15 protein-coding genes and 3 pseudogenes are annotated in these 15862 nt (G+C 60.9%); 5 read left to right on the top strand and 13 right to left on the bottom strand.

Annotated elements, in window-relative coordinates:
- Both F6S12_RS17985 and fabB read left to right on the top strand, forming a co-directional pair.
- A pseudogene (locus tag F6S12_RS17985) lies at nt 1-209 on the top strand (beta-hydroxydecanoyl-ACP dehydratase); the annotation flags it as partial.
- A gap of 11 nt (nt 210-220) precedes the next feature.
- The gene (gene fabB / locus F6S12_RS17980) at nt 221-1441 is read left to right on the top strand and encodes a beta-ketoacyl-ACP synthase I (protein WP_011060066.1); all 1221 of its coding nucleotides are present in this window, start codon (nt 221-223) and stop codon (nt 1439-1441) included.
- A gap of 67 nt (nt 1442-1508) precedes the next feature.
- Here fabB and F6S12_RS33835 read toward each other — a convergent pair whose 3' ends face one another.
- The 4 genes and pseudogenes from F6S12_RS33835 to F6S12_RS17965 form a co-directional block, all read right to left on the bottom strand.
- Nucleotides 1509-2372, bottom strand: a complete 864-nt coding sequence (locus F6S12_RS33835) for a methyl-accepting chemotaxis protein (protein ID WP_404940410.1) — start codon at nt 2370-2372, stop codon at nt 1509-1511.
- Nucleotides 2364-3134, bottom strand: a pseudogene (locus F6S12_RS33830) (MCP four helix bundle domain-containing protein); the annotation flags it as partial. The gene F6S12_RS33835 and the pseudogene F6S12_RS33830, both read right to left, overlap by 9 nt.
- A gap of 139 nt (nt 3135-3273) precedes the next feature.
- Entirely contained in the window at nt 3274-3738 is a 465-nt protein-coding gene (locus F6S12_RS17970; RefSeq protein WP_015634675.1) for a DUF3859 domain-containing protein, read from the bottom strand.
- A gap of 72 nt (nt 3739-3810) precedes the next feature.
- Nucleotides 3811-4845 (bottom strand): amidohydrolase family protein, encoded by a 1035-nt coding sequence (locus tag F6S12_RS17965; RefSeq protein WP_315869160.1) that lies wholly within the window; start codon nt 4843-4845, stop codon nt 3811-3813.
- A 131-nt stretch (nt 4846-4976) separates the two neighbouring features.
- On the opposite strand from F6S12_RS17965, the gene F6S12_RS17960 reads away from it, so the two are divergent.
- Together F6S12_RS17960 and F6S12_RS17955 are read left to right on the top strand one after the other, a co-directional pair.
- Complete coding sequence (locus F6S12_RS17960) at nt 4977-5393, top strand: OsmC family protein (protein ID WP_011060062.1); 417 nt, start codon at nt 4977-4979, stop codon at nt 5391-5393.
- Nucleotides 5394-5455: 62 nt separating this feature from the next.
- Nucleotides 5456-6328, top strand: a pseudogene (locus F6S12_RS17955) (pirin family protein).
- Between the two features lie 103 nt (nt 6329-6431).
- Here the strand turns inward: F6S12_RS17955 and F6S12_RS17950 are convergent.
- From F6S12_RS17950 to F6S12_RS17935, 4 genes are all read right to left on the bottom strand, one after another.
- The gene (locus F6S12_RS17950) at nt 6432-7160 is read right to left on the bottom strand and encodes a dienelactone hydrolase family protein (RefSeq protein ID WP_015634672.1); all 729 of its coding nucleotides are present in this window, start codon (nt 7158-7160) and stop codon (nt 6432-6434) included.
- Between the two features lie 71 nt (nt 7161-7231).
- Nucleotides 7232-9136: a molecular chaperone HtpG gene (htpG, locus tag F6S12_RS17945; RefSeq protein ID WP_011060059.1), complete on the bottom strand. Its 1905-nt coding sequence runs from the start codon at nt 9134-9136 to the stop codon at nt 7232-7234.
- 90 nt (nt 9137-9226) lie between these two features.
- Entirely contained in the window at nt 9227-9679 is a 453-nt protein-coding gene (locus F6S12_RS17940) for a PaaI family thioesterase (protein ID WP_015634670.1), read from the bottom strand.
- The gene (locus F6S12_RS17935) at nt 9676-10152 is read right to left on the bottom strand and encodes a PaaI family thioesterase (protein WP_015634669.1); all 477 of its coding nucleotides are present in this window, start codon (nt 10150-10152) and stop codon (nt 9676-9678) included. The genes F6S12_RS17940 and F6S12_RS17935 overlap by 4 nt, the downstream gene beginning before the upstream one ends.
- Nucleotides 10153-10310: 158 nt before the next feature.
- Between F6S12_RS17935 and F6S12_RS17930 the strand changes: the two genes are divergently transcribed.
- Complete coding sequence (locus F6S12_RS17930) at nt 10311-10562, top strand: hypothetical protein (RefSeq protein ID WP_011060058.1); 252 nt, start codon at nt 10311-10313, stop codon at nt 10560-10562.
- Nucleotides 10563-10679: 117 nt separating this feature from the next.
- Here F6S12_RS17930 and F6S12_RS17925 read toward each other — a convergent pair whose 3' ends face one another.
- The 5 genes from F6S12_RS17925 to sucC all read right to left on the bottom strand — a co-directional run bounded on the left by F6S12_RS17925 (nt 10680) and on the right by sucC (nt 15800).
- Nucleotides 10680-11153, bottom strand: coding sequence for a hypothetical protein (locus tag F6S12_RS17925; RefSeq protein WP_053149797.1), 474 nt, complete (start codon nt 11151-11153; stop codon nt 10680-10682).
- A gap of 43 nt (nt 11154-11196) precedes the next feature.
- Nucleotides 11197-11934 carry a DUF599 domain-containing protein gene (locus tag F6S12_RS17920; RefSeq protein ID WP_011060056.1) on the bottom strand — a complete coding sequence of 246 codons (738 nt, stop codon included), beginning with the start codon at nt 11932-11934 and terminating at the stop codon, nt 11197-11199.
- 176 nt (nt 11935-12110) lie between these two features.
- Complete coding sequence (gene brnQ, locus F6S12_RS17915) at nt 12111-13424, bottom strand: branched-chain amino acid transport system II carrier protein (protein WP_011060055.1); 1314 nt, start codon at nt 13422-13424, stop codon at nt 12111-12113.
- Nucleotides 13425-13752: 328 nt separating this feature from the next.
- On the bottom strand, nt 13753-14634 hold the full coding sequence (gene sucD / locus F6S12_RS17910) for a succinate--CoA ligase subunit alpha (protein ID WP_003223019.1): 882 nt from the start codon (nt 14632-14634) through the stop codon (nt 13753-13755).
- Nucleotides 14634-15800 carry an ADP-forming succinate--CoA ligase subunit beta gene (gene sucC / locus F6S12_RS17905; RefSeq protein ID WP_009047768.1) on the bottom strand — a complete coding sequence of 389 codons (1167 nt, stop codon included), beginning with the start codon at nt 15798-15800 and terminating at the stop codon, nt 14634-14636. Before sucC ends, sucD begins: the two co-directional genes overlap by 1 nt.
- Between the last annotated feature and the right edge of the window lie 62 nt (nt 15801-15862).

Here is a 15862-nt window from a genome sequence, read left to right as displayed (position 1 = left end):
GTCGCGCACTGGGTTCGGGGGAAGTGAAATTCTTCGGCCAGGTCCTGCCGACCGCCAAGAAAGTCACCTATAACATTCACATCAAGCGCGTGCTCAAGGGCAAGCTGAACATGGCCATCGCCGATGGTTCGGTCAGCGTTGACGGCCGCGAAATCTATACCGCCGAAGGCCTCCGGGTCGGCGTGTTTACTTCAACTGACAACTTCTAAGGGTTATCCGCATGCGCCGCGTCGTTATCACAGGTCTTGGCATTGTTTCGTGCCTGGGCAATGACAAAGAGACCGTCTCCGCTAACCTGCGTGCAAGTCGCCCTGGCATCCGCTTCAACCCGGAATATGCCGAAATGGGTCTGCGTAGCCAGGTTTCCGGCTCCATTGACCTGAACCTCGAAGAGCTGATCGACCGCAAGATCTATCGCTTCGTCGGCCACGCGGCGGCTTACGCCTACCTGGCCATGAAAGACGCCATCGCCGACTCCGGCCTGAGCGAAGAACAAGTGTCCAACCCGCGCACCGGCCTGATCGCCGGCTCCGGCGGCGCCTCGACCCTGAACCAGATGGAAGCGCTGGACATCCTGCGCGAGAAAGGCGTCAAGCGCGTTGGCCCATACCGCGTTACGCGGACCATGAGCAGCACCGTTTCCGCCTGCCTGGCCACCCCGTTCAAGATCAAGGGCCTGAACTACTCCATCGCTTCTGCCTGCGCCACCAGTGCTCACTGCATCGGTACCGCCATGGAACAGATCCAGATGGGCAAGCAGGACATCGTCTTCGCCGGTGGCGGTGAAGAAGAGCATTGGACCCAGTCGTTCCTGTTCGACGCCATGGGTGCCCTGTCCACCCAGTACAACGAAACCCCGGAAAAGGCCTCCCGCGCCTACGACGCCAAGCGTGACGGTTTCGTCATCGCCGGCGGTGGCGGCATGGTGGTGGTCGAGGAGCTGGAACACGCTCTGGCCCGTGGCGCCAAGATCTACGCGGAAATCGTCGGCTACGGCGCCACTTCCGATGGCTACGACATGGTGGCTCCAAGCGGCGAAGGTGCAATCCGCTGCATGGAAATGGCCATGTCCACCGTCGACACCCCTATCGACTACCTGAACACCCACGGCACTTCGACCCCGGTCGGCGACGTCGCGGAAATGAAGGGCGTGCGTGAAGTGTTCGGCGACAAGGCCCCGGCCATCAGCTCCACCAAGAGCCTGTCGGGTCACTCCCTGGGCGCTGCCGGCGTTCACGAAGCGATCTACTGCATGCTGATGATGGAAGGCAACTTCATGGCCGGTTCGGCCAACATCGACGAGCTGGATCCGGAAGTGGCCGATATGCCGATCCTGACCAAGACCCGCGAAGACGCCACCATCAACACCGTGATGAGCAACAGCTTCGGCTTCGGTGGCACCAACGCCACCCTGGTCCTGAAGCGCTGGCAGGGCAAGTAAGCCCCACCGCTTCGCCGAATGAAAAAGCCCCGACCGGTTCGGGGCTTTTTTTCGCCTGCCAGAAGGCTCAGACCGAGAAACGCGCCACCATGCTGTTCAGGTCCACCGCCAGGCGCGACAACTCCTGGCTGGCCGCACTGGTCTGATTGGCCCCGGCGGAGGTCTGCAAGGCCAGGTCGCGGATGTTCATCAGGTTGCGGTCCACCTCCCGCGCCACTGCCGCCTGCTGCTCCGAGGCGCTGGCAATGACGATGTTGCGCTCATTGATCTGGGTGAAGGCCGATGCGATTTCCTCCAGCGCCTGTCCTGCCGCCTTGGCCACCTCCAGGGTCGAATGGGCGCGGTTGTTGCTCTGCTGCATGGAACTGACGGCCTGGTCGGTGCCCTGCTGGATACCGCCGATCATCTGCTCGATTTCCTGGGTCGACTGCTGGGTCCGATGAGCCAGGGCCCGGACTTCATCGGCCACCACTGCGAACCCGCGTCCCGCATCCCCGGCCCGTGCCGCCTCGATGGCCGCGTTCAACGCCAGCAGGTTGGTCTGCTCGGCAATGGAACGGATCACCTCCAGTACCTTGCTGATGCCATAGACCTTCTGCGCCAGATCCTCCACCTGGCTGGCATTGGCCGTCACGTCCTGCGCCAGCGACTCAATCGAGAGCACCGTCTGGTGCACCTGCTCGCGCCCGTGCTGGGCGATGCGGTCGGACTCCCGCGAGGCCTCGGACGTGGCCACTGCGTTACTGGCCACCTCCTCCACCGCTGCGGTCATCTGGTTTACCGCCGTGGCCGCCTGTTCGATCTCCAGGCTCTGCTGATGCAGGCCACGGGTCGCATCCTCGGTGACACAACTGAGCTCTTCCGAGGCCGAGGCCAGCTGGCTGGATGAATCGGAGATGCGCCGGATGGTTTCCCGCAGGCTGTGCTGCATGGCCTTGAGCGCGTGCAGCAGCCGCGCCGGCTCGTCCCTGCCGGTCACCGTGATAGTGCCGGTCAGATCGCCGCCGGCCACCACTTCGGCCACATTCAACGACTGCGCCAGAGGCAGGACGATACTGCGGGTCAACAACAGGGCCAGGCCGATGGTAACCAGCGCCGCCAGGGCAATCATGCCGATCACCCATACCCACGACTTGCTGAACACCGCCTGGGCCAGATCGGTGGCATGGGTCGCGCTTTGCTTGTTCAGCTCCACCAGCTCGTGCAGGGTCGCGGCCATCTCATCGGCCAGCTGGTTCATTTCGCCATTGACCACCTTGACCGCTTCCTCCAGCTGGTTCTGGCTGGAGAGCTGCATGACCCGTTCCTGGCGTTGCAGGTACTGTTTTTCGATGGTCTTGAAACGATCGAACAGGACCCGCTCCTGGGGCAGGAGGATCAAGGATTCGTAGCGGCTCTGGGCAACCCCCAGGACACTCTTGATCTCGTTGATCTTGTTTTCGTTCTGGGTGATCGCCTGCGGGTCGCGATTGATCAACAGCCGCAGGGTCAGGGCGCGAATGCGCAGCAGGTCCTGGTTCATTTCCCCTACGGACATCACGCTGGGCAGCCAATTGCTTTCCACTTCATCGGACTGCTGGCGCATATTGCCCATCTGCATCAAGGCGAATGCCCCCAGGGCAAACACCATCAACGCCAGCAAGCCGAAACCCAGGCTCGCCCGTAACGCAATGTTCAGACTTCTAAGACTCATTCCTCTGGCTCCTTCCTAGAGCGCTGCAAGAACTTGCAGCAGGGTGCTCTTAGACGGTATCGGGCCATTGGAAAATTGCGTAAGACAAAAACGTGATATCAAAACGCCCTAGCACTCCAATACTTGGGCGTAAAACGATTCAGCGCACAGAAAATCGCTGTTCTGCCAACAATCGGTCGCCCTGGAAGACCATGAAACGCCACTCGCCCGGGACCACCTCATGGCTTTCGGTGAACTCATAGGCCATCACATCCTGGGGAGCGTTAGGCACCAGTTTCTGAGTGATTTCGAACTTGTCATGGCGTACCCCGTCCGGCGTACGGATGCCCGGCGTCAGGTAAAGAAGAGTCAGGGGCTGATCTTCGGCCACCTTGCCCAGCAACTGGTAACGCATGCCGAACTTGGTCCCCAGCCTGGCGGGCACCACGGAGGTCTGCTGGATCTTCTCGTTGCTGCGGCGCAGCACCCGCTCCCCCGATTGCAGCTCGGCCTTGGGACCTTCGAACACGCCGTATTCCACCGGCCCTTCGACACGGACTTCGGCGCTGGCCAGGCCACTGAAGATCATCAGCGCCGCCAGTGCGCTTAAACGAGTGAGGTGCATATCGCGCTCCTTGATTGAGATGGCGCGAGCTTATGAAGCAGGCATGACAGGCTGATGACAGTCTGGCGCCTGCTAGGGACGATGGTTGGCGGGAAGGATGGCGAGGAAATTGTCATGGGCCACCTTGCGTGCTACCTCCTGCGGCAAGGCGTCAAGAAAGCCATCGAAGCCCCGCAGCTCGCTCCCCAGTTTGTTGAAGCGCCCGACCACGTCCGAACCCAGCATGAAGCGCTCCGGGAAGCGCTCCACCAGCTGCAGCCAGGCCGGGTCGGGGTTGCCCTGCTTATCCAGCAGATAGGGCGTGAGCAGGCTCCAGGACAGGTCGATGTAGAGATTGGGGTAGCTCTCCAGCAGCCGCGTCAGGGTCGGCAGCAGGAACTCCAGCCGGGTCTGGTGACGATGGATCTCGGCACTGGTGCCGGCATGGGCCCAGATAAAACGCGTATGGGGGTGATTGCGCAGCGGTTCTTCGATTTCCGCCAGGTACAGTGGATTGCGCTCGCGCTTGGAGGTGATGTTGGAGTGCAGCATGACCGGCAGGTCGTTCTCGGCCGCCAGGTGATAGACCTTGGTCATCGCCTCGTTATTGGCCCGCGGCGTGTCGCCGGCGGTCAGCGCGGTGAGGTCGTCATGCCGGGTGAAGACCTCGCCGATGCCCTGCCACAGCCCCGGGTCGAGATCGAGCATGCGCTGGATATGCGCCGCAGAGTTCTTGTCGTTGGGGTTGAACCCCGAAAGGAACGGATGAAAGCGCCGGCGCTGCTCGGCCGGCAGCTTTTTCACCGCGGCGGCCACCAGCACGTCGGTGGCGCTGTACCAGTAGGCCGCGGCATCGTCCCCGGCGTAGTAGCGCGGGCGCTTGGGTTCATCCTCGTGCCATTTCTTGGCCACCGGAATCCCGGCAATCATCACCTGCTCGATGCGGTTGTCATCCATGGCCTTGAGCAAGGCTTCCATGCCCGCGGTTTCCTGGAAGAAGTCCACGTAATGCAGGTGTGCGTCGCTGCACACATAGTCACGCGCCTGCGCCACCGCCAGCGGCAGCGTCAGCAGCGCCCACAAACAGCTTGCTTGAACAGGATTCCAGCGCACCGGGCCGCCTCCCATGGATCGAAGCAGGATAGACCGCGACGCCGAGCCGCAGGTTCAGAAAAAGGGGAACGCCCGCGCTTCGATATGCTCTATAACTTCAGCACCCTTACAGCCTGATCCTTATTCATCACTGCCTGAGGTTTGCCATGACCATCACCGTCAATACCGAGTCCAGCGAAGGTTTCCGCCACAGCATCCAGGTCGACGACCACCAGTTGTTCACCGACCTGCCCAAGTCCGCTGGTGGCGAAGGCACCGCCCCCGAGCCCCATGACTACTTCGATGCCGCCCTGGGCGCCTGCAAGGCCCTGACCCTCAAGCTCTACGCGCAGAAGAAGAACATCCCGCTGACCGGGGTCACCGTGGAGATCAAGCACGACAACAGCGAAGAGCAGAAGGGCAAGTACGCCCTGCATGTGAAGCTGACCCTCAAGGGCGTGCTCACCGACGCCCAGCGTGATGAGCTGCACCGGGTGGCCGACCGTTGCCCGATCCACAAGCTGATGACCACCAGCGAAGTCAGCATCGAGACCCACCTCTCCGAAGGTGCCTTCAGCCAGTAGCGGCAAGGCTGGCACAAGCGGGTTATGCTCCCGGGCATAACCCGATCAGCCTGGAATCCGCCATGAACTCCCCCCTCGTGATCCGTCCCCGTGCCGAGGACGTTGAAGGCCAACCCATCCTGCGCCCCCTGCCTTCGGCCCAGTGCCGCAGTGTCGGGCCTTTCGTGTTCTTCGACCACATGCTGGAAACCCGCTACCCGCCGGGCAAAGGCATGAATATCCGCCAGCATCCGCATATCGGCCTCTCCACCCTGACCTACCTGTTCGCCGGGCAGATCTAGCACAAGGACAGCCTGGGCTCCGACCAGATCGTGGGCGCCGGGGACGTCAGCTGGATGACCGCCGGCAGCGCCATCGCCCATGTCGAGCGCACGCCAGCACTCTTGCAGGCCCAGGGGTTTGCCATGCACGGCCTGCAGGTCTGGCTGGCCTCGCCCAAAGAACAGGAGCAGGGCCCGGGGCACTACAGCCATCACCCGGCCAACAGCCTGCCGGTGAGCGACAACCTGGGGGTGAGCATTCGGATGATTGCCGGCAGCGGTTTCTGCCTGGAGTCGCCGGTGCCGGTGCTCTCCCCCACCCTGTATGCCGAGCTGCGGCTGCAGACCGCCACCAGCCTGCTGATTCCCACCGAGCATCAACAGCGTGCGCTGTATGTACTGGAGGGCGAGGCACAACTGGACGGCGAGCCATTACCCGTGCACTCGCTGGTGGTATTGCCAGAGGGGGAGAACGCCACGCTGTTCGCCGAGAGCGATTGCCACGCGGTGCTGATCGGCGGCGCCGCCCTGGACGGCCCGCGGCGGATCAACTGGAACTTCGTCGCCAGCGATCCACTGTTGATCGATGAAGCTCGCAGACGCTGGGCCGCCGGGGACTGGCCGCAGGTGCCGGGAGAAAGCGAGCGCATCGAATTGCCACCCGCCCGCCACTGATCGGTAGGGACCGGTTTGCCGGCGAACAGGCCCGTGAATCTGGCGTTGCTCTCACTGACGCCTTCGCTGGCAAGCCAGCTCCTACGGGATCAGGGTCGGTGGGTCAGCCGCTAAAGACTTCGTCCAGCAGGTAATGCATGGTGGCGAAGGCCCGGGCCGAGGTCTTGGCGTCGTACATCATCTTGCCCGGCAGGTTGGCGTGGGTGTCGGTGAAGGAATGCACCGCGCCACCGTAGCTGACCAGTTGCCAGTCCACTCCCGCGGCGTCCATTTCCGCTTCGAAGGCCGGCAGTTGCTCCTTGGCCACGAACGGGTCCGCCGCGCCGTGCAGTACCAGTACCGAGCCCTTGATGTTGTTGGCATCGGCAGGGTTGGGGGTGTCCAGGGTGCCGTGGAACGACACCGCCGCCTTCACCGGCGCGCCACTGCGGGCCAGTTCCAGGGCGCAGCAGCCGCCAAAGCAGAAGCCGAAGGTGGCCAGCCTGGAGGTGTCCACCGCGGCTTCGCCCTGGCTCTGCAAGGCCGCAAAGGCCGCCTGCATGCGCTTGCGCAGCAACGCCCGATCATCCTTGAGCGGCATCATCGCGGCACCGGCCTGGCTCGCATCGCCGGGGCGCAGCGACTGGCCATACAGATCGGCGATCAGCACCACATAACCCTTGGCCGCCACCGCCTCGGCGATCTTCTCCGCTCCGGCGCTGACACCCATCCAGTTCGGCGCCATCAGCAACCCCGGACGCGCAGCTTTATGGGCGGCATCGAAGGCCAGGCGGCCTTCATAGGGCTGGCCATCGATCTGATAGACCACGGAACGCACTGTGATTTGACTCATGACTCAGCTTCTCCAGTAGGGGGACACCAGAATGAAAAAACCCGCCGAAGCGGGTTTTTCTTGCAACGTGGTTAAACCGACAGCTCCACCAGCAGCTTGTTCAGTCGGCGCACATAGGCCGCCGGGTCCTTCAAGCTGTCACCGGCCGCCAGGGCCGCCTGATCGAAGAGAATGTGCGACAGGTCGCCAAAGCGCTCTTCGCTCTGCTCGCCGTCGAGTTTCTCGATCAGCGGGTGAGTCGGGTTGAACTCGAAGATCGGCTTGGAATCCGGAACCTTCTGCCCGCTGGCTTCAAGGATCTGACGCATTTGCAGCCCCAGGTCCTGCTCGCCAATGGCCAGGATCGCCGGCGAGTCGGTCAGGCGGTGGGAGACCCGCACTTCGCTGACGCTCTCGCCCAGGGCGGTCTTGATCCGCTCAACCAGGCCTTCCTTGGTCTTGGCGACTTCCTCGGCAGCCTTCTTGTCCTCTTCGGAGTCGAGGTTGCCCAGGTCCAGGTCGCCGCGCGCCACGTCGACAAAGCTCTTGCCGTCGAACTCGTTGAGGTAGCTCATCAGCCACTCGTCGATACGGTCGGTGAGCAGCAGCACTTCGATGCCTTTCTTGCGGAAGACTTCCAGGTGCGGGCTGTTCTTCACCTGGGCGTAGGATTCGCCGGTGAGGAAGTAGATCTTGTCCTGGCCTTCCTTGGCGCGAGCCAGGTAGTCGGCCAAGGAGACATTCTGCTCGCCGTCGTCGCCCTGGGTGGAGGCGAAGCGCAGCAGGCCGGCGATCTTCTCCTTGTTGGCGAAGTCCTCGGCCGGGCCTTCCTTCATCACCTGGCCGAAGTTCTTCCAGAAGCCCTTGTATTGCTCGGGTTCGTTCTTCGCCAGTTTCTCCAGCATGTCGAGGACACGCTTGGTCAGCGCCGACTTCATCGAGTCGATGATCGGGTCTTTCTGCAGGATTTCCCGCGAGACGTTCAGCGACAGGTCGTTGGAGTCCACCACGCCCTTGATGAAACGCAGGTACAGCGGCAGGAACGACTCGGCCTGATCCATGACGAACACGCGCTGCACGTAGAGCTTGAGGCCCTTGGGCGCTTCACGCTGGTACAGGTCGAACGGCGCGCGAGCCGGTACGTAGAGCAGCGAGCTGTACTCCAGCTTGCCTTCGACCTTGTTGTGGCTCCAGCTCAGCGGGTTTTCGAAGTCATGGGCGATGTGCTTGTAGAACTCCTGGTATTCCTCGTCCTTGATCTCGGTACGCGGACGGGTCCACAGGGCACTGGCGCGGTTGACGGTTTCCCACTCCAGCGCAGGTTTCTCTTCGCCTTCAGCGGCAGCGGCTTCTTTGGGCAGCTCGATCGGCAGCGCGATGTGGTCGGAGTACTTCTTGATGATGTTGCGCAGGCGCCAGCCATCGGCGAACTCGTCTTCACCGGATTTCAGGTGCAGGACGATGCGGGTACCGCGCTCGGCCTTGTCGATGGTCGCAACTTCGAACTCGCCTTCGCCCTTGGACGACCAGTGCACGCCTTCGCTGGCAGGCAGGCCGGCACGGCGGCTGAACACTTCAACCTGGTCGGCCACGATAAAGGCGGAGTAGAAGCCGACACCGAACTGACCGATCAGGTGCGAATCCTTCTTCTGGTCGCCGGTGAGGTTCTTCATGAAATCGGCAGTGCCGGATTTGGCGATGGTCCCCAGGTGGGTGATCACATCTTCTCGGCTCATGCCGATACCGTTGTCTTCGAGGGTGACGGTTTTCGCGTCCTTGTCGAAGCTCACACGGATTTTCAGTTCGGCGCCACCTTCCAGCAACTCGGGCTTGGACAGGGCTTCGAAGCGCAATTTGTCGACGGCGTCAGAGGCGTTCGAGATCAATTCGCGAAGGAAGATTTCCTTGTTGGAATACAGCGAATGGATCATGAGGTGCAGCAGTTGCTTCACCTCGGTCTGGAAGCCCAGGGTTTCCTTTTGAGTTTCCACACTCATGGTCATCAAACTCCAATCAGATGGCATTGGCCGCGTTCCGGGAGCGGAGGGCGGCGGGATGACATGAAAGTGGGGGTCGCTCGCTGGATTTCAAGGGCCGGTGCTCTCTTCGATCTTGAAATGTGCGCGAGCGGTGGCAATCGACTCCTCGGCAGTGCTCTGCCAGGCGGTGATGGCGACATTGGCCACCCTTCTGCCCTGCCGGCATACCTGGCAGCGGGCAAAGGTGTCGCGAAACTGCCCGGCGCGCAGGTAGTCGAGGGAAAAGTCGATGATTTTCGGCACCCCGGGCGAGCCGGTGAGAATCAGCAAATGCAAGGCGGCCGCCAGCTCCATGAAACCGGCGATCACTCCACCGTGCAGGGCTGGAAGCAGAGGGTTGCCGATATTGTCCTTGTTGGCCGGCAGGCGAAACAGCAGTTCATCTCCCAGTTGCGTGCACTCGATGCCAATCAGCTTCGCGTAGGGGATCTGCTCCAGCAACGCGGTGTAATCGCCCTGCTGGCGAGCCTGCTCCAGGAGTGCTCGAAGGTCCGTGCTCATGCCCGCTCCCCCTTGATCGAGCTGGCCAGCCCGCGGCTGCCCTTGAGCCCCCGGCCCATGCGCATGAAAGTGCCGACTACATGAGCCACGGGACGCTCGGGATCATCCTGATAGGCAAAGCCGCGGGTAAAGATCACATCGGTGGTGACCCGGTAACACTGGGCAAAGCCGTGCACGTCATGATGAGGGACCGCCGGATGCATATAGTCTATGCGCAGGTCCAGGGTCGGACACACCTCGAACTCCGGCAGCACGCAAAGCGTGGCCATGCCACAGGCGCTGTCCATCAGCGTGGTCAGGGCACCGCCGTGAATGATCCCGGTTTGCGGGTCGCCGACAATCTGCGGACTGTAGGGCAAGGTCAGGGTCAGGCCCTCTTCAGAGGCGCTATGTACCCGGATGCCCAGCACCTGGCAGTGGCGCAAGGCGGAAAGAAAGCGCGCCGCACGCTCAGAAATAGGGTTTTGCGCCATGGGATTTATCTCTTTTTATTGTCGGGAATGTGCGTTGAATGAAGCAGGCAAAAGTTCCATGAAATGACTACTTAATATATCTGTGAGTCTCAAGGAACTTAAATCACAAGGCCATGATCGAAAGGCCAGTAGATATCTTCACTAAGGAGAAACACCCCATGCGTAAGACTTTAGCTATTGCCCTGATGCTGACCGCTTCCCTCGGTCTGGCTGCCTGCGACAAAAAATCCGAGGACAAAGCTCAAGATGCCAATCAACATGCTGAGCAAGCCCAACAGAAAATGAACGAAGCTCAGGATAAAGTGAACGACGCGGCAAAAGAAAACGCCGAAGCAGCCAAAGATCAGGCTGAATCCAACAAGGCTGCTGCTGAAGAAAGCGCCAAGGAAGCAGCTCCTAAAACCAACTAAGTCGGTTTTAGCGCAACAAAGAACAAAGCCCGCCAAGTGCGGGCTTTTTCTTGCTCGTAAAACAGTCGCTCAATACAACAGTGCTTAGTTGCCGGGCAAGCAACTAAGCGTTGAAGATCAGCCGCCTGCCCCCAGGAACAATTCGTCCTGGCGGGGCTCTGCCTGTAACGGCTGCATTGGCACCGACTCATTGCCCGGGGACTCCAGTGCATAGTGCAAGGGGCTGGAAATGGGCAGCAACCTGATGGGAAAGTCGTAGTGGGCGGTAAAAGGCGCCAGCCATTGGCGGGTCTGGTAATCCGCTGCCGCGATACTCATGAAACAAGGGTGCGGGATGTCCTGCGGCGAACGCCCGGCCAGCAACATGACCCATTCCCAGTCAGTTGCCGCTTCGACCTTGAAGCTCCCGTCATCGGCCGTCAGGAACTGTGCGCCACACAAGGCGCCCTTGGCCCCGGCGATCGGCACGCCGCTCAATGCATCTACCACCCTGCCCCGAGCTTCGCCATTCAGATACAGGGTTTGCGCCCTGCAGCCCGACAACAGGAAGAACCCCAGGCACAAGTACTTCAGGGCACGCGAACTGCTCATTGGCCAACTCCTTTCAACCGTTCAATCGATCAGCCATCAACGCTCAGGCTGCATCTTTGGGGCTATCGACCACAGGTTGTTCTGTCGGTGTATAGACCATGACTTCAAGTACATCGGAGTGGAACTCCCGCCGATACAGGACAAACACCACACCCGCGCTCATCAGCATGAATAACCAGGGGCTGACGAACCAGGCCAGCATGGTCATGCCGAAGTAATAGGAACGCAATCCGAAGTTGAACTGGTTAGCCGCCATGGAAATTACCCGAGCCGCTCGCGATGCAAAAGCCTTGCGCTCCTGCTCGGAAACATGACGCTCGCCGATCATTGGCGCCGACCCCACCAGCACTGCGGCGAAGTTGTACTGGCGCATGCACCAGCTGAAGGTAAAGAAGGCATAGACGAACACCAGCGCCAGGCACAGCAGCTTGATTTCCGACATGCCCTGGGACGCCTGCTGGACCATCGGAATGTCCGCCAACAGCGACACTGCACGCTCCGAGGCGCCCAGCACGGTGAGGATGCCCGCCAGGATGATCAGGGTACTGGAGGCGAAGAACGAGGCATTGCGCTCCAGGTTGCCGATCACGCTGGCATCGGCGATGCGGTTGTCCCGCAGCAGCATGCGGCGCATCCAGTCCTCGCGATACAGGTGCAGGACGCTGGCCAGGCACGCGGTGTCCCTTCCCTTCCAACTGGCGTAGCGGGTATAGCCACCCCAGCAGACGACGAACCACAGGGCGGCCAGTAGGTGGATCAGGTTGGCTTGAACGAACGACATGCAAATTCCTGTAAGGCGTTGGCAGAAGACAAAAGCAAAGGGCACTGCTTCGACGCCCCGCAGGGGAAAAAGACACCGCTGTACGCCCATAAAAAATGCCCCGCATCCATCGATGCGGGGCATTTTTTAGGGGGCTCGGGGGCCGCTTGTGGCGACCCCGGGCCATCAACTTCAGGTCAGGCCAGGGCTTCGCTGCGCTTGCCCAGCAGGCGATCGCAGATCACTGCCACCACCAGCACGATCACCGACGGCACCAGCCACGCCAGGCCCTGCTCGCTCAGCGGCAAGTGCGACAGCTGGGTTGGCATCCAGCCGGCCAGGCCCGCGCCCTTGAGGGCATCGATCAGGCCGAACACGAAGGACACCAGCATCACCGGGCCGACGATACGGCGCTGGTCCTGCCAGAAGTCCTTGCAGAAGCTCAGGGCCACCAGGGCGATGCACGGCGGGTAAATCGCGGTCAGCACCGGGATCGAGAACGCGATCAGCTTGGTCAGGCCCAGGTTCGATACCAGCAGCGAGAACGCCGCGAGGATCACCACCAGCGTCTTGTAGGACAGCGGCAGGACACGGCTGAAGTACTCGGCGCAGGCGCAGGTCAGGCCCACGGCGGTCACCAGGCAGGCCAGGGAGATCAGCACCGCGAGGAAACCGCTGCCCAGGGAACCGAAGGTGTGCTGCACATAGGCGTGCAATACCGCGGCGCCGTTGCTAGCACCGGCGGCCACTTCATGGCTGCCCGAGCCCAGGCGGAACAGGCTGACGTAGACCAGCGCCAGGCCGACCCCGGCGATCAGGCCGGCGATCACGGCATAACGGGTAATGAGCCGAGGCGACTCGACCCCGCGGGAACGGATGGCATTGACGATGACGATGCCGAACACCAGCGCGCCCAGGGTATCCATGGTCAGGTAACCATTGATGAAGCCCTGGGAGAACGGTGCTGCAACGTACTCGGGAGTGGCGGTGCCGATGTCGCCGGCGGGCAAGGCAAAGGCCGCAATGCCCAGCACAGCCAGGGCGATGATCTTCAGCGGCGCCAGGAAGCGTCCGACGGTGTCCAGCAGCCGGCCCGGGTACAGGGAGATGAAGAACACCAGCAGGAAGTACACCGAACTGTAGAGGAACAGGGCCAGCGGGCTTTCGCCGGTCAACGGCGCCAGGCCCACTTCAAAGGACACGGTAGCGGTACGTGGCGTGGCGAACAGAGGGCCTACCGCCAGGTAGCAGACCGCTGCCAGCAGGCCACCGGCCAGCTTGCCGATAGGCGTGCTCAGCGCGTCCATGGCGCCGCCGACCTTGGCCAGGGCAACCACGGTGATCACCGGCAGACCGACCGCGGTGATCAGGAAGCCCAGCGCCGCCATCCAGACATGGGGTCCGGACTGCAGGCCGACGATAGGCGGGAAAATGATGTTGCCGGCCCCGACGAACAGGGCAAAAGTCATAAAGCCGAGTGCCAGGATGTCCTGGCCTTTCAACACTTTCATTAAGGAAATACCACACTACTGAATCGGAATTTAGAGAGGGATTTCCCTTATGGGTGAGGGAAATGCTGCCAGTCCGTATAAGACTGACCCGTTTAGCGCGCAGCGACCTTGTGGGCAGCAGACGCAAAAAGAGGCGGCTAGATTACAGAATCGGTAAGACAAGCGCACTGTTCCTGGGCGAACTATCCGATATGCGACAGAATGATGTCGCATTTTTGAAATTATATTTCCCCCAGGCTCTGTGCAGGATGCAGGTCTCCTACGGCAGAAAGCACAAAGGCCACCCGAAGGTGGCCTTTGCTGGTTTTGCGTCAGCTAAGCGCGAGGCTTACTTGACAGCCCAACCGGTCAGCTCGGCCAGGGCCTTGCCGATGTCTGCCAGCGAACGCACGGTTTTTACACCGGCGTCTTGCAGAGCAGCGAATTTCTCGTCTGCAGTGCCTTTGCCGCCAGAGATGATTGCGCCAGCATGGCCCATGCGCTTGCCCGGAGGAGCAGTCACACCAGCGATGTAGGAAACAACCGGCTTGGTCACGTGAGCCTTGATGTAGGCAGCAGCTTCTTCTTCAGCCGAACCGCCGATCTCGCCGATCATCACGATCGCTTCGGTCTTCGGGTCTTCCTGGAACAGCTTCAGGATGTCGATGAAGTTGGAGCCCGGGATCGGGTCACCACCGATGCCGACGCAGGTGGACTGACCGAAACCGGCGTCAGTAGTCTGCTTAACAGCTTCGTAGGTCAGGGTGCCGGAACGGGAAACGATACCGACCTTGCCTGGCAAGTGAATGTGACCTGGCATGATGCCGATCTTGCATTCGCCTGGGGTGATCACGCCTGGGCAGTTAGGGCCGATCAGGGTCACACCCAGCTCGTCGCACTTAACTTTAGCGTCCAGCATGTCCAGGGTAGGAATGCCTTCGGTGATGCAGACGATCAGCTTGATGCCGCCGAAGGCCGCTTCCAGGATCGAGTCCTTGCAGAAAGGAGCTGGAACGTAGATCACGCTGGCGGTAGCGCCAGTGGCAGCTACCGCGTCTTTCACGGTGTTGAACACTGGCAGGCCCAGGTGCTCGGTGCCGCCTTTGCCAGGAGTTACGCCGCCAACCATCTTGGTGCCGTACTCGATGGCTTGCTGGGTGTGGAAACTACCTTGCGAACCGGTAATACCCTGGCAGATAACTTTGGTGTCTTTATTGATCAGGACGCTCATTATTTGCCCTCCGCAGCTTTGACAACTTGTTGAGCAGCGTCGGTCAGGCTGGTAGCAGCGATGATGTTCAAGCCGCTTTCTGCCAGTACTTTGGCGCCCAGTTCAGCGTTGTTGCCTTCAAGGCGAACAACAACCGGGATTTTCACGCCGACTTCTTTCACGGCGCCGATGATGCCTTCGGCAATCATGTCGCAACGAACGATGCCGCCGAAGATGTTGACCAGTACTGCAGCGACGTTGGTGTCGGACAGGATGATCTTGAAGGCTTCGGTCACGCGCTCTTTGGTAGCACCACCACCTACGTCGAGGAAGTTGGCTGGCTTGCCGCCGTGCAGGTTGACGATGTCCATGGTACCCATGGCCAGGCCGGCACCGTTGACCATGCAGCCGATGTTGCCTTCCAGAGCTACGTAGTTCAGTTCGAACTTGGCAGCGTGGGCTTCGCGCGGATCGTCCTGGGACGGATCGTGGAAGGTTTTCAGCTTAGGCTGACGGTACATGGCGTTGGCGTCGATGTTGATCTTCGCGTCCAGGCAGTGCAGATCGCCGTCGGCCTTGATCACCAGCGGGTTCACTTCCAGCAGGGCCAGATCGTGATCCTGGAACAGTTTGGCCAGACCTACGAAGATCTTGGCGAACTGGGCAACTTGCTTGCCTTCCAGACCCAGTTGGAAAGCCAGCTCGCGACCCTGGAATGGCTGAGCGCCAACCAGTGGATCGATAGTGGCCTTGAGAATTTTTTCTGGAGTGTCGTGAGCGATTTTCTCGATGTCCACGCCACCTTCGGTGGAAGCCATGAACACGATGCGACGGCTCGAACGGTCAACGACAGCGCCCAGGTACAGCTCTTTAGCGATATCAGTGCACGATTCAACCAGGATCTTGGTGACAGGCTGGCCATTGGCGTCAGTCTGATAGGTCACCAGACGCTTGCCCAACCACTGCTGAGCGAATGCCTTAGCGTCTTCTTTGCTGCGAACCAGCTTAACGCCGCCCGCTTTACCGCGACCACCGGCGTGAACCTGGGCTTTGACAACCCACTCGGAGCCGCCGATTTTGTCGCAAGCTTCTGCTGCTTCTTCCGGGGTGTCTACCGCGTAGCCTTTGGATACTGGCAGGCCGTATTCAGCGAACAGCTGCTTACCCTGATACTCGTGAAGATTCATGCTTTTTACCGTCTTCGTTAGGTACTGCGCATTCGGCGCTGCGCTCAAGATTGAGTGCCGCA

This window comes from Pseudomonas sp. JV245A (genome assembly GCF_032424515.1).
Taxonomy (GTDB): Bacteria; Pseudomonadota; Gammaproteobacteria; order Pseudomonadales; family Pseudomonadaceae; genus Aquipseudomonas; species Aquipseudomonas protegens.
Note: the sequence above shows the minus strand (reverse complement) of the source record. Positions and strands in the feature narration are given on the sequence as shown.

Coding starts and splice junctions, on each gene's coding strand:
- fabB (WP_011060066.1), top strand. CDS start 221: ATGCGCCGCGTCGTTATCACAGGTCTTGGCATTGTTTCGTGCCTGGGC.
- F6S12_RS33835 (WP_404940410.1), bottom strand. CDS start 2,372: ATGCAGCACAGCCTGCGGGAAACCATCCGGCGCATCTCCGATTCATCC.
- F6S12_RS17970 (WP_015634675.1), bottom strand. CDS start 3,738: ATGCACCTCACTCGTTTAAGCGCACTGGCGGCGCTGATGATCTTCAGT.
- F6S12_RS17965 (WP_315869160.1), bottom strand. CDS start 4,845: ATGGGAGGCGGCCCGGTGCGCTGGAATCCTGTTCAAGCAAGCTGTTTG.
- F6S12_RS17960 (WP_011060062.1), top strand. CDS start 4,977: ATGACCATCACCGTCAATACCGAGTCCAGCGAAGGTTTCCGCCACAGC.
- F6S12_RS17950 (WP_015634672.1), bottom strand. CDS start 7,160: ATGAGTCAAATCACAGTGCGTTCCGTGGTCTATCAGATCGATGGCCAG.
- htpG (WP_011060059.1), bottom strand. CDS start 9,136: ATGAGTGTGGAAACTCAAAAGGAAACCCTGGGCTTCCAGACCGAGGTG.
- F6S12_RS17940 (WP_015634670.1), bottom strand. CDS start 9,679: ATGAGCACGGACCTTCGAGCACTCCTGGAGCAGGCTCGCCAGCAGGGC.
- F6S12_RS17935 (WP_015634669.1), bottom strand. CDS start 10,152: ATGGCGCAAAACCCTATTTCTGAGCGTGCGGCGCGCTTTCTTTCCGCC.
- F6S12_RS17930 (WP_011060058.1), top strand. CDS start 10,311: ATGCGTAAGACTTTAGCTATTGCCCTGATGCTGACCGCTTCCCTCGGT.
- F6S12_RS17925 (WP_053149797.1), bottom strand. CDS start 11,153: ATGAGCAGTTCGCGTGCCCTGAAGTACTTGTGCCTGGGGTTCTTCCTG.
- F6S12_RS17920 (WP_011060056.1), bottom strand. CDS start 11,934: ATGTCGTTCGTTCAAGCCAACCTGATCCACCTACTGGCCGCCCTGTGG.
- brnQ (WP_011060055.1), bottom strand. CDS start 13,424: ATGAAAGTGTTGAAAGGCCAGGACATCCTGGCACTCGGCTTTATGACT.
- sucD (WP_003223019.1), bottom strand. CDS start 14,634: ATGAGCGTCCTGATCAATAAAGACACCAAAGTTATCTGCCAGGGTATT.
- sucC (WP_009047768.1), bottom strand. CDS start 15,800: ATGAATCTTCACGAGTATCAGGGTAAGCAGCTGTTCGCTGAATACGGC.